General features: G+C 54.6%; 10 protein-coding genes and 1 pseudogene. 8 read left to right on the top strand and 3 right to left on the bottom strand.

What is annotated here, in order from left to right; translation table 11 throughout:
- The first annotated feature begins 212 nt into the window (after window positions 1-212).
- The 3 genes from ACMHXE_RS08000 (at window position 213) to ACMHXE_RS07990 (ending at window position 2,032) form a co-directional block, all read left to right on the top strand.
- The gene (locus ACMHXE_RS08000; protein WP_165565572.1) at window positions 213-995 is read left to right on the top strand and encodes a RelA/SpoT domain-containing protein; all 783 of its coding nucleotides are present in this window, start codon (window positions 213-215) and stop codon (window positions 993-995) included.
- Between the two features lie 68 nt (window positions 996-1,063).
- Window positions 1,064-1,468, top strand: a complete 405-nt coding sequence (locus tag ACMHXE_RS07995; protein WP_413731916.1) for an SMI1/KNR4 family protein — start codon at window positions 1,064-1,066, stop codon at window positions 1,466-1,468.
- Between the two features lie 60 nt (window positions 1,469-1,528).
- Entirely contained in the window at window positions 1,529-2,032 is a 504-nt protein-coding gene (locus tag ACMHXE_RS07990) for a DUF4447 family protein (protein WP_335923697.1), read from the top strand.
- 46 nt (window positions 2,033-2,078) lie between these two features.
- Here the strand turns inward: ACMHXE_RS07990 and ACMHXE_RS07985 are convergent, their stop codons facing one another.
- Window positions 2,079-2,705, bottom strand: a complete 627-nt coding sequence (locus ACMHXE_RS07985) for a glutathione S-transferase family protein (protein WP_165565573.1) — start codon at window positions 2,703-2,705, stop codon at window positions 2,079-2,081.
- A 229-nt stretch (window positions 2,706-2,934) separates the two neighbouring features.
- A pseudogene (locus tag ACMHXE_RS07980) lies at window positions 2,935-5,518 on the bottom strand (TonB-dependent receptor).
- Window positions 5,519-5,684: 166 nt separating this feature from the next.
- Here ACMHXE_RS07980 and ACMHXE_RS07975 point away from each other — a divergent pair.
- The 5 genes from ACMHXE_RS07975 (at window position 5,685) to ACMHXE_RS07955 (ending at window position 11,053) form a co-directional block, all read left to right on the top strand.
- Complete coding sequence (locus ACMHXE_RS07975) at window positions 5,685-6,119, top strand: PH domain-containing protein (RefSeq protein ID WP_117199887.1); 435 nt, start codon at window positions 5,685-5,687, stop codon at window positions 6,117-6,119.
- Between the two features lie 8 nt (window positions 6,120-6,127).
- Complete coding sequence (locus ACMHXE_RS07970; protein WP_101059437.1) at window positions 6,128-7,396, top strand: Nramp family divalent metal transporter; 1,269 nt, start codon at window positions 6,128-6,130, stop codon at window positions 7,394-7,396.
- 9 nt (window positions 7,397-7,405) lie between these two features.
- Window positions 7,406-8,569 (top strand): serine hydrolase domain-containing protein, encoded by a 1,164-nt coding sequence (locus ACMHXE_RS07965; RefSeq protein WP_413731914.1) that lies wholly within the window; start codon window positions 7,406-7,408, stop codon window positions 8,567-8,569.
- Window positions 8,570-8,673: 104 nt separating this feature from the next.
- Window positions 8,674-9,138 (top strand): DUF1456 family protein, encoded by a 465-nt coding sequence (locus tag ACMHXE_RS07960; RefSeq protein WP_025009045.1) that lies wholly within the window; start codon window positions 8,674-8,676, stop codon window positions 9,136-9,138.
- Between the two features lie 226 nt (window positions 9,139-9,364).
- Window positions 9,365-11,053, top strand: coding sequence for an NAD-dependent malic enzyme (locus ACMHXE_RS07955; RefSeq protein WP_101056879.1), 1,689 nt, complete (start codon window positions 9,365-9,367; stop codon window positions 11,051-11,053).
- Between the two features lie 50 nt (window positions 11,054-11,103).
- Here ACMHXE_RS07955 and ACMHXE_RS07950 read toward each other — a convergent pair whose 3' ends face one another.
- On the bottom strand, window positions 11,104-11,541 hold the full coding sequence (locus tag ACMHXE_RS07950; protein ID WP_071477365.1) for a DUF3069 domain-containing protein: 438 nt from the start codon (window positions 11,539-11,541) through the stop codon (window positions 11,104-11,106).
- Between the last annotated feature and the right edge of the window lie 88 nt (window positions 11,542-11,629).

Genomic DNA, 11,629 nt, shown 5'->3' with positions numbered 1-11,629 from the left:
GATAGAGCCTATCCACGTGCGTTAAAAATGAGTAAAAACAAGTATCCCATTAAGCCTAAGAAAAATGCCGTTCACACTAAGTGAACGGCATTACCTCAAGGCGCCTTTCTTTTTAGATGAATAAAGTTTCATTTGAGGTTCAGCAAGGGTTCAGAGCCAAGTGCTACATTGGAGTCAAAGCCACTTAGAAGTCATTCTGGATGCGAGGCCCCATGACCCGATTATTCCGCACTTTCCTGGTTTTCCTGTTATTGCTTTCGGCGCGCACCGCCTACGCTCAGCCTTCAGAATATGAAGCTGAACCAAGAGACGACAGCGGCTACAGCCAGCGCCAAAACTCGGCCCTCCCATTCAATGCCCTCAAGAAACAAAGCTTTAGCGCCCCAAGGCAGCCCGTTTCCAGCCTCAATGCCCTCTATCAGCAGGCACCTATGGCACAAAATGAACTCCACAGTCTCCTGTCACAGATAGCCAATCAAAGCGAGACCGAGCTGCTACTGGCCAAGGTGAAAGAGCGTCAACGGGCCGAAGCCAAGGTGGCGCACAAGCTGAATAACGACCCTGCCGCCCTGACAGATCTGGTGCGAGCCACCCTGATAGCCGACAGCCTTGATGATCTGCAGCTGGCCTTTGACACCCTGAATCAACAGGCCAATGTGCTGCAGGTCAAAGACAGGTTTGCCCAGCCCAAGGCCTCTGGCTATCGGGATATCAACCTGCTGCTGCAACTGCCGAAAAGTGGCCTGATTGCCGAAGTTCAGTTGCACTTAAGGAAGATTGCCGCCATCAAAAACGGCGCCGAGCACCAAGTCTATGAAGCAGTGCAGGCGATGGAACATAAGGCTGCCCGCGAGCAAAGGCCTTTGAGCGAGCTGGAACTGGCAAGGATCCAGAAGCTGCGCCAGGAATCACACAAGCTGTACCACAAGGCCTGGTTGGGTTATAAACGCCAACAAACCCAGACTCTTGGCATAGAAAATACCATAGTCGCCTGACAAAGCTTGTCAGCGGCCAACAAGCCGCTATACTCCAGCGCATTGACCCTCGGCCAAAGCGTAAAATCATGCATGAAATCATAGAGCAACTGCAGGAACTGTCAGAGCAGGTTCCCGTACCGCTGGATCTGCCCGGCTTTGACGATCTGGTGGATATCGAAGAGCAGATACTCATCCCTCTGCCCTCGGAGCTGAAAGAATATCTACTGCATGCCAGTGATGTTATCTATGGCAGCCTGGAGCCGGTGACCGCTGCCGATCCCCACTCCCACACCTATCTGCCGGAAGTGACCTCCTATGCCTGGTCGCTGGGAATGCCCAGAGATCTGATTGCCATCTGCCAAACCGGTGATGACTTTTACTGCATAGATCAGGAAGGTGTGGTCTACTTCTGGAACCAGGACGGCCTGGATGAAGAAGATTGCTGGGAGTCACTCTGGCAATGGGTCGAAGACGTCTGGCTGCATAGCTGACACAGGCCGACACGCCCTGGGCGCCACGCCATCAGACACATAGAAAAAACAGGAAGCATTATGTCCAAACAATATCCGCTCAACGCCATCGAGTTTCAGTGCCTGCGCCAATCTCTTGGCTTGGGCACCTCCCAGGCCGCCGAGTTGCTGAAAGTCGATGAAGCCGAGTTGCTCTCCTGGGAAACGGGCGAGGCGCAGGTAAGCGAACTGGCCCAGAAAAAACTGCTGGAAATCGACGATATTATCGAGATGCAGGTGCTGAACACCTGTGATGGTATCGAGGCCATGTTCAAGAAAGAACCCAAGCGCCGTTTGGCCTTTGTGGTTTATCCCACCCAGGCGATTTACACCCAGTACAACCCTGAGTTTTTAAGCTCGCTGCCACTCACTGAGCTGTACAACACCGCCGCCTGGCGGATCAAGAAAGAGTGCAAACTGGTACTGGAAGTGGATATCAGCCTGGTGCCACTGAATGTGGAATCCTACAAGGCCTTCAGAGAGCAGCAAGGCGGGCTGGGTGAGAGCCGCGAAAGCCGCGCCAAGTGGGCGGCCGCGCAGCTCTGAAATATCACGGCCCTGAAATACCGCGGCTTTGAAACCAGAGTTTGAATTAATCAGTTAAATTGGCGCTGGCTTTGTCCAGCGCCTTTTTCATTGCCGGGCGCAAGTTAAGCCTGTCTCGGTAAACCGCCAGTTTGGGCGGGATCTGCTGCTCAAAAATGGTGGCCCAGTTCAGGGTATGGGCCAGCAGTATATCGGCCACAGTCAATTCATCACCGAGCAAAAATGGGCTATCAGGCAGCCACTGCTCGGCAATGGCCGCAGCCTTGTTGAACTCCCATACGGCCGTGGCTTGAATCGCCGCCACCCGCTGCTGCTCCGGCAAGGCAAACCTGTGCTTGCCCATGGTCCACAACGGCTGCTCCAACTCGGTTATCACAAAGCTCAACCATTGATGATGATGCCCGGAGGCTGCCGTGCCTGGCTTGGGCAACAGACGCCCCTCACCGTAACGCTCGGCCAGATAGAGCATAATGGCCGCCGATTCGGTCAATATCAGACCGTCATCCTCGAGCACGGGGATTTTGCCGCAGGGATTAAGCGCCAGGAACTCAGGAGTGCGGTTCTGCTGTTTGGCCATATCAACAAAGTGAAACTCCCAGGGCAGTTCCAGCTCTTCCAACAACCAGGAAACCCGCAGCGCCCGGCTTCGCGGCGTGCCATAGAGTCGAATCATATTACTTTCCTTAAATTGCCCTGTCGCCATAAGCAATGGCTAACGCAGGTATGGTGGCAGAAAAGGCGCCCGCAGGCGCCATGATGATAAGGTCAACAGCAACAAGATACTCCCACTGCCTCAAGCTTGTCACTCTGTCCCTGTTTCTCGGCTCTTGTCTCTCACTTCTTATCTCAACTCTCCAGCATCCGACCCTTGTCAGTTTGCCATCAAGGGCCGGGTGCCTGCCTCAGAAGTTAAGACTGACCTTGGTGTAGATGAAACGGCCTCTGGGGTTATGCACAGACATCACATAGCCATAGAGATCCGCATCGCCATCGCCTATGGCAAACGGCGGCTCTTCATCCAACAGGTTATTGACCCCGAGCGTCCACTTGAACATCTCGTTGAAACGGTAGGAAGCCTGCAAGTCCACCAGGAACTGGGCATCCACCATACGTGACTTGTTCTCGGTAAAGTCGAGGGCGCCGTCGAAGTTAATGTCCGGCGTATCTTCAAATTCACCTATGTAGCTGACATTGAGGTTGGCGGCAAAGTCGCCCATGGTCCAGTTAGTGCTGGCCAGCCAGCGGTACTGGGGATATTCATATTCGCCGGTATAATCCAGGCCGTCCTTTTCAAACTTGTCCAGATAGCTCCACTCAAGACCAAACTTGAGATCGCCATAGCTGTCCAGTTCCAGACCGTAGTGAGCCGAGATATCCAGGCCCTGAGCCTCCTGGGAGCTTAAGTTAACAAAGCTTGAGTGAATCACATCAAGCACCCCGAGCGGCTCGCCACCGGCGGGGGGCAGGCGCACACAGATAGCGCTGTTTTGATCATTACAGTTGGCGGCATAGATGTCGCCCAGAGGCTGCTCGTCTATCTTGTTGTCCTGGGTGATGTTCCAGATATCGAAGCCGATATCGAACTTCTGGCTCGGCGCCCAGATCATGCCTATGTTCCAGGTTTCCGACTCCTCGGCATCCAGATCCGGGTTACCGGCAAATACCGTGTTGTAATCCAGCACCTCACAGTCGGCCTCTGAGATACCCTGAGCGGCGCAGGCATAGGTGTCTTTAAAGAAGTTACTCTTTTCCGAAGGGCCCAGGCCTATCTGGGCCAGCGATGGCGCCCGGAACCCCTGGGCCCAGGAGGCGCGCATGCTCAAGTCTTCTGTCATGCCCCAATGGAACGCCACCTTGGGATTGGTGGTGGAGCCAAAGTCGCTGTAATGATCGTAGCGCCCCGCCAGTTGCAGCTCGAAGCTGTCAGTCACCGGAATGGAAAACTCCAGGTAGGCGGCATACTGATCGCGCTCGGCCGCGGCGGAAACCGCTTCAGTCCCGAAGATAAGCCCGCGCTGGAACTGCTCATCGGGCACATCGCTGACATCCTCTTCACGATATTCCATCCCGGCGGCCAGCATGATATCCCTGTCTGCCAGGGTAAAGGCATGCCCCGAAATGCTGGCATCATAGGCGGTAATATGTGACTTGCCCTGACGCACCAGACTGGTGGTAATGGCATCTATCACTTCGGGTGAGTTGATGGTGCCGCCAAAGGGGTTGTAGTTGCCGAGATTGATTTGCTCCTGCAGATAGTCCACCCGCACCCAGCCCTGGCTGCGATCCCCTGTCTGGGTCGACTCACTGCGCCCCTTTTGGGCCGAGACTTCCCAGTCCCACTCCTTGAAGCTGCCGCGCAGACCGGCCACCAATCTCAAGCTGTCGGACTCGATATCCCAGCGGCGGGGACCGGCATCCACTGTGCGGAAGCGGCCTATGTCAATGTCCTGACCAAAAGGATTGTTGGGATGTGAACCGGGAACCGTCAAACCGGCAGTTTCATCCAGCGGTGTGGCGGCACCACCAGCCTTGGAGGTATTGTGCTGAGCCGCCAGCTCCAAAAAGGCGGTCAGGGAATCACTCAGGTGATACTCAAACTGACCTATGGCGCCTATGCGCTCGGCCTCGGGGATCACCAAGTTATAGGGGCCATAATCGAACAGGCAGCTGCCGCTCGATGTGGCGGAATCGGCCGGACAAGCCGGATCTATGGTCTTGACACCATTGACATAGAAATACCCCGGGAAAACCCCGGGAAGAACGGAAATCCTCCCCGCCCCAGGGCGACTGATTGGCGGTACCAAACTGCCCCATCTCATCGGCGCTCAGGGTCGAGTTGCTGAAATAATCCAGGATCACAGACGCGCTGCCCTTGTCACTCATGGTGCCCCACACCAGACTGGCGGTCTTTTCGTTGTAATTGGGGCCATCTGTGGCGCCATAGCCGAGATTGACTTCAATGCCTTCGATGTTTTTCCTCAGCACTATGTTGACCACCCCGGCAATGGCATCCGAGCCATAGATGGCCGAGGCGCCGTCCTTGAGTATATCTATCCGCTCAATGGCCGATACGGGAATGCTGTTGATATCGACAAAAGAATTGCTGACCCCTTCGGCAAAGGCACTGATGGAAACCCGGCGACCATTGATCAGCACCAGGGTCGCATCCGGCCCCATGCCACGCAGGCTGATGGCGGCGGCACCGTTGGCGGTAGAGTCCTGGCAGTTGCCGCGGGTGGAGAAAGTGCCGGCCCCGGCCGCCGGCATCCTTTCCAGCAACTGCTGCAGGTTGTCATAGCCCATGTTGGCAATATCTTCTTTGCCTATGGATTGAATGGGCGATGGGCCTTCCATATCGGTACGTTTGATCCGCGAGCCTGTGACTTCGATACGCTCCACAGACTCCTCGGCCGCGAAGGACTCTCCGGCAGAGGTCAAGGCAAGCGCCGCAGCGCAGGCACTCAGGACAAGGTGAGGTCTGTTCATAATTATCCCTAATTTCTTCAGCTGTTTTTGTGGAAAACAACCACGACTACAAACTTCCGTGTTGTCATATATTTTTAACATTTACCGATTCAACTTAACTCTTTAATATCTAAAGTCAATGCCTCTAACTGGGGTAAATTTGATTTTACTGATATAGGAAGTCGCCATGCCCACAGCCGCCGCGCCACTGCTTCAGGCCCGCTTTGCCGATAATCTCGCCAACATGAGCGCCGAGCTGACCGAGCGTAAGCTAGTAGTGCGCCGCGGCCTGCTGACCCGCACCGAAAATACTGTGCCCTTGGATAAAATCACCGACATGGCGCTTATTCAGGGGCCACTGATGCGCCTGTTCGGTCTGAAGAAACTCAAGGTGGAAACCGCCGGACAATCCGGCAATAACGCCCTGATAAGCCTGGTTGGCATAGTCGATGCCGACGGATTTCGCGCCGCTGTGCTGGCACAAAAAGAGCATTTGGATCACAAGGAGCCCAGCTCAAATGGACATGACAGCAACCATGAGCAGCTGATGTTACTCAGGGAGATCCGCTCCTCGCTGGTCAATATCGAATCCTTACTGGCCCGGGAAAAGAGCGCGCCATGAATGACACCATGCTGAATCGAAAAGGTTTTTCTTTCACTCACCTTAGGCACTTAATGGCCGCCATGGGCCCGGGCGTTCTGGTGGCCGCTGCGGCCATAGGCGCCTCGCATCTGGTGGCTTCAACCCGTGCCGGCGCCGAATTTGGCTGGCAGTTGGCCTGGCTGGTGGTGCTGGTCAATCTGCTCAAATATCCCTTCTTTGCCGCCGGAGCCAGATACACGGCGGCGACCGGCGAGAGTCTGCTTGAGGGCTATCTCAGGCAAGGGAAAGGCTATCTGTGGCTGTTCAGCCTGCTCAATCTTGTTGCCGCCATTGCCAGCACCGCCGGGGTCAGCATGCTGAGTGCCGCCATGCTGACTCAGTTTGTGCCGCTCGGCATAGATATTCTGTCTTTTATCGTGCTCTGCGCCAGTTTGCTGCTATTGCTGCTTGGGCGCTATAGCCTGCTTGATCGCATGACCAAGGTTGTGATGGCGCTGTTGACCCTGGGCACTCTGACCGCCGCTGCCATGATGCTGGGGGTGGAGTCTGTGCTGGATAAAGACTTCGTCTCCCCCTCTCCCTGGCAATGGGCCTATCTTGGTTTTTTGATCGCCATGATGGGCTGGATGCCGGCACCGATTGAAGTCAGCGCCTGGAACTCACTTTGGCTGCTGGAGAAACAGCGCATCAATCAACAGCAGGCCGCTCTGAGCGCTGCCCAGGCCAGGTTGGATTTCGATATCGGCTATTGGCTCACCGCCCTGCTGGCACTGGTGTTTCTCAGCCTGGGTGCCGGAGTCATGCATGGCTCGGGAGCCTCCTTTGCCGACTCTGGAGCCCAGTTTGCCGGGCAGTTGATCTCCCTCTACGCCAGCGTGCTCGGGGAATGGAGCCGTATGCTTATCGCCTTGGTGGCGCTGCTGTGTATTTTCTCCACCACTGTCACTGTGCTCGATGGTTACAGCCGCACCCTGGATGCCGGTTGGCGCCTGCTGCTTGAGCGCCGTCCCAGCGGTAAACGCCTGGCGGGGATCATGCTGGTTATGTCGCTGCTGGCCTTGCTGCTGATCCTGTTCTTTAAGGGTGCCTTGCTATCACTGTTGGAATTGGTGATGATCCAGGCCTTTATGACTACCTGTATTTTTGCCTGGTTGAATCTACGGCTGATGAGTTCCAAAACCCTGCCGACTGAGGCCCGTTACGGCAGGGGCATGCAACTCTGGGGCTGGCTGGGACTCGGTTACCTGTTTGGCTTTGCGCTGCTGTTTATCTATTGGTATTGCTACATCAAATAAGGAAGTTGCATGAACTCCTCACCGCTGGCGCAGCCGCGCTTTTTAGGACTAAAACTCTCATCAACAGTCAAAGGCATGAGCATGGCCTGCCTGCTGGGATTCACTCTTGGCCTGAGCGCTACGCCGAGATCCGAACAAGAGCCGGCACCAGGCAAGGGTTCGGCGCCATCTGTCTGCCACAGCGAAGAGCTGACACGACAACTGCAGCTGATAATCAAGCAAAACCCCCTGCCCTTCAGCGGCGTAATCGAGTTGAGGCAAGGTAAAAAGACACTGCTGAGCCATGCGGCCGGAGAAAGCCAGGGCAAACCCATCACCTCTGATAGCCAATTTGTGCTGGGTTCACTGTCAAAGCAAGTGTTTGCCGTGTTGGTGATGCGGGCGATAGAAAGAGGCGATTTCAATCTCAATGACAGCGCCGCCACCCTGCTCGGCAAAGAGGTCGAACTGGATCCGGCCATCACAGTTGCCATGTTGCTGAGCCACACATCCGGCATAGGCATCCAAGGACAAGCCTTGCTGTTCACCCCGGGCAGCGATTTTAAATACAGCAATGACAATTATTGGCTGCTGGCCGAGATCCTCAAGCGAAAAGGCAGCAGCGGTACTCAATTGCTGCAGCGCTTCTTTGATGCCGAGGGGCTTGAGCTCAAGGCCCGCACCGGCAGTATTGAAAGTATCCAGGAACAGTTACCCCATCTGGCGATAGGAAGAACCGAGACTGACAGCGGCTTTGAGAGCGTGGCCGAGCAGTTGACCCTCACAGATAAGCTGTTGGCCAGCGGCGCCCTTATTGGCTCCACCTCTGCCTTTGCCGACTTTCAGCAGGCCCTGCATCAGGGGCAACTGCTTAGCCGTGGCGGCTATTTGCAGTTGCTGGCGCCGAGAGGCAAACGCCCCCATCGTTGGGGCGAGCTGAATTATGCCGCCGGAATACAACTGAGCCCTGAGTTGCCCGTGGAGTTCAGCCACAGTGGTTACATAGCGGGTTATATCAGCACTGCGATTTATTATCCGGACTCGGGCTTCAATCTGGTGGTACTGGAAAACACCTCTTGGTCACTCAAAGATATAGGCCGGGTGTTCGCCCTTCACGACAAGCTGCGACAGGCGGTGCGCAAAACGGCCGCGAACTGTCCACTGGAAAAAGCGGCAAATCTGCCCGGCTTTTAGGTATAATGCCGCAATATTGCGGAGCCTCCGCGCCTAACGCACCTAAGTCAATCGCCAGACAGTGTTAAAACTAAGCCGGGAGTCAAACCGGCCCAGGGACATTCATGACCAACAACGATATTCTGCGCCGCTTGCGCTTTGTCTTTAATTTCAACGACTCCAAGGTATTGCGTCTCTACGCCAAAATGAAGCGTGAAATGAGTGAAGCTGAGCTGGCCGGCCTGCTCAAGAAAGAAGATGAAGAAGGGTTCCGTCCCTGTGACGATCGTACCCTGTGCCAGTTTCTCGATGCCGTGATCATCGACAAACGCGGCCTGCGTCCCGGCAGTGGCATTCCGCAGCCGCTGCCCAGCCTGAACAACAACATCATCTTCAAGAAACTCAGAATCGCCTTGGAACTGAAAGAAGAGGATATTATTGCCATTCTTGAACTGGCCAACTTCCGTATCGGCAAGGCTGAGCTGAGCGCCCTGTTCCGCAATCCTGAGCACAAGCATTACCGCTACTGTGGTGATCAGTTGATGCGTAACTTTATCAAGGGCTTGTCACTTAAATACCGCGGCAAATAAGCCAACAAGCAACAGCAGCTATCTCCTTTGGAACCAGGCATCCGCCTGGTTCTTTGTTTTGTGTCATTCCCCCCCTTAGGCTCAGACCAACCCGGTTTGCCGCGTTTTAAACAAAATTTTTGCTCAAGCCCTCGCCCACAGGCAACAAAGATCACATTTCGTGGTAATCTATGCGGATTTAGATCACAGCCCGTCATCCACCAACAAAGAACATAAAAGGTTAGCCATGGACGATAATAAACGCCCCTTATATCTGCCTTTTGCCGGTCCGGCTATTCTCGAAGCGCCGTTGATCAACAAAGGTAGTGCATTTACCGAGGAAGAGCGTATTTTCTTCAACCTCGAAGGCCTGGTGCCCTACGTGATTGAAACGATCGAAGAGCAGGCCTCACGTGCCTACGATCAGTTCAAGAACTTCAGCAATGATCTGGACAAGCATATCTATCTGCGCAATATCCAGGACACCAACGAGACCCTCTTCTATCGTCTGGTTCAGAATCACATCACAGAGATGATGCCTATCATCTACACCCCAACCGTCGGATTGGCCTGTGAACGCTTCTCCAAAGACTACCGCCGTAACCGCGGCCTGTTTATTTCCTATCCGAATAAGGATCGCATCGACGACATCCTCAACAACTCCACCCGTCACAAGGTGAAGGTAATAGTGGTTACCGACGGTGAGCGTATTTTGGGGCTGGGCGATCAGGGGATCGGCGGCATGGGGATCCCGATTGGAAAGCTGTCGCTCTACACCAGCTGCGGCGGCATCAGCCCGGCTTACACTCTGCCCATTACCCTGGATGTGGGAACAGATAACCCGCATCTGCTGGAAGATCCCATGTATATGGGTTGGCGCCACCAGCGCATAGGCGGCGAAGAATATCTGGAATTTATTGAAGCCTTTATGCAGGCGGTTCATCGCCGTTGGCCCGAGGCCTTGATCCAGTTCGAAGACTTCGCCCAGAAAAACGCCATGCCGCTGCTGGAGCGTTACAAAGATAAATACTGCTGTTTCAATGATGACATTCAGGGAACCGCCGCCATCACAGTTGGCTCACTGCTCGCTGCCTGTAAGGCCGCAGGCACTCACTTGAGCCAGCAAAGGGTTGCCTTCCTCGGCGCCGGTAGCGCAGGCTGCGGCATCGCCGAAGCGATTATTGCGCAGATGGTTTCCGAAGGGATCAGTGATGAGCAGGCCAGACGTCAGGTATTTATGGTCGATCGCTGGGGACTGTTGCAGGACAATATGCCCAACCTGTTGCCATTCCAGCAAAAACTGGCGCAAAGGCGCGAAGAGCTGCAGCTGTGGAGCAACTTCGGTGACAACATCTCGCTGCTGGATGTGGTCAACAACGGCAAGCCGACTGTGCTTATCGGGGTTTCCGGCGCCCCTGGACTGTTCAGCGAGGAGATCATCCGCGCCATGCACAGCCACTGCCCAAGACCGATAGTGTTCCCGCTGTCCAACCCCACCAGCCGAGTTGAAGCTACGCCCAAGGATATTCTGCATTGGACCAATGGCCAGGCGCTGGTTGCCACCGGCAGCCCCTTTGAGCCTGTGGTCATAGACAACCAAACCTATGAAATCGCCCAGTGCAACAACAGCTATATCTTCCCCGGCATAGGCCTTGGAGTATTGGCCAGTGGTGCCAAGCGGGTCTCTGATGAGATGCTGATGGCCTCCAGCCGCGCTCTGGCAGAATGCTCGCCGCTGGCACTCAACGGCAGTGGTTCCCTGCTGCCTAAACTGGAAGAGATCCAGAAGGTCAGCAAGCACATCGCCTTTGCCGTCGGCAAGGTCGCCATCGAGCAAGGCCACGCATTGCCGACTTCCGATGAAATGTTACAACAGGCTATCGAGAGTAATTTCTGGCAGCCTGAGTATCGCCGCTACAAGCGTACTTCCTTCTAAGAGCGTCCGCCCATAAAAAACCGGCATTAAAAATAATGCCGGTTTTTTATTCAGCCATTGGCTATCACATCTCGAATACTGTTGAGTAAACGCCTATCGGTACGGGCCTTTTTCAACTTACGTACACTCTCTTTGAGCGCCGATTGTGAAATACGATCATATATGCCGCTATATTCCTGCTCGGCAATGGCCTCGTCGGTATCCGCCAACTGGGCGATATCCTGGGCCATCAAACTCAGTTGCAACCAGGCTGATGCGATAAAAAAGCCGTGAAAATCGGCTCTGGGTAGCAACTTGGCAGCACTTGGCGGCAACTTGTCCCAAGCCTGTTTGAACTCAGACTCCTTATCGTCCAGCAGTTGTTCAAACAGATTGTCATAGGCTTCTTTCAGCGCCGTCGGCAACTTATCCATAGGTAATACCTGAGAGCAGATATTGATGGCGGCGCTTCGCGCCTGCTGCCGGTACTGAGCATCAACTTGAGTCATTGTTTCTTCCGTCTAAAAACGATTGGCGGCGAGTATAGCACCGGCATTAAACAGCAATCCATCTCCAATTGGCACCCTGGAAATACAA

This window comes from Shewanella sp. BJSY2023SW007, from assembly GCF_047314525.1.
In the GTDB taxonomy this organism is placed as follows: Bacteria; Pseudomonadota; Gammaproteobacteria; order Enterobacterales; family Shewanellaceae; genus Shewanella; species Shewanella chilikensis.
This window is presented reverse-complemented; position numbering and strand designations above follow the sequence as displayed.

Excerpts from the sequence above, each read along its gene's own strand:
- ACMHXE_RS08000 (WP_165565572.1), top strand. The coding sequence starts at position 213 with ATGACCCGATTATTCCGCACTTTCCTGGTTTTCCTGTTATTGCTTTCG.
- ACMHXE_RS07995 (WP_413731916.1), top strand. The coding sequence starts at position 1,064 with ATGCATGAAATCATAGAGCAACTGCAGGAACTGTCAGAGCAGGTTCCC.
- ACMHXE_RS07990 (WP_335923697.1), top strand. The coding sequence starts at position 1,529 with ATGTCCAAACAATATCCGCTCAACGCCATCGAGTTTCAGTGCCTGCGC.
- ACMHXE_RS07985 (WP_165565573.1), bottom strand. The coding sequence starts at position 2,705 with ATGATTCGACTCTATGGCACGCCGCGAAGCCGGGCGCTGCGGGTTTCC.
- ACMHXE_RS07975 (WP_117199887.1), top strand. The coding sequence starts at position 5,685 with ATGCCCACAGCCGCCGCGCCACTGCTTCAGGCCCGCTTTGCCGATAAT.
- ACMHXE_RS07970 (WP_101059437.1), top strand. The coding sequence starts at position 6,128 with ATGCTGAATCGAAAAGGTTTTTCTTTCACTCACCTTAGGCACTTAATG.
- ACMHXE_RS07965 (WP_413731914.1), top strand. The coding sequence starts at position 7,406 with ATGAACTCCTCACCGCTGGCGCAGCCGCGCTTTTTAGGACTAAAACTC.
- ACMHXE_RS07960 (WP_025009045.1), top strand. The coding sequence starts at position 8,674 with ATGACCAACAACGATATTCTGCGCCGCTTGCGCTTTGTCTTTAATTTC.
- ACMHXE_RS07955 (WP_101056879.1), top strand. The coding sequence starts at position 9,365 with ATGGACGATAATAAACGCCCCTTATATCTGCCTTTTGCCGGTCCGGCT.
- ACMHXE_RS07950 (WP_071477365.1), bottom strand. The coding sequence starts at position 11,541 with ATGACTCAAGTTGATGCTCAGTACCGGCAGCAGGCGCGAAGCGCCGCC.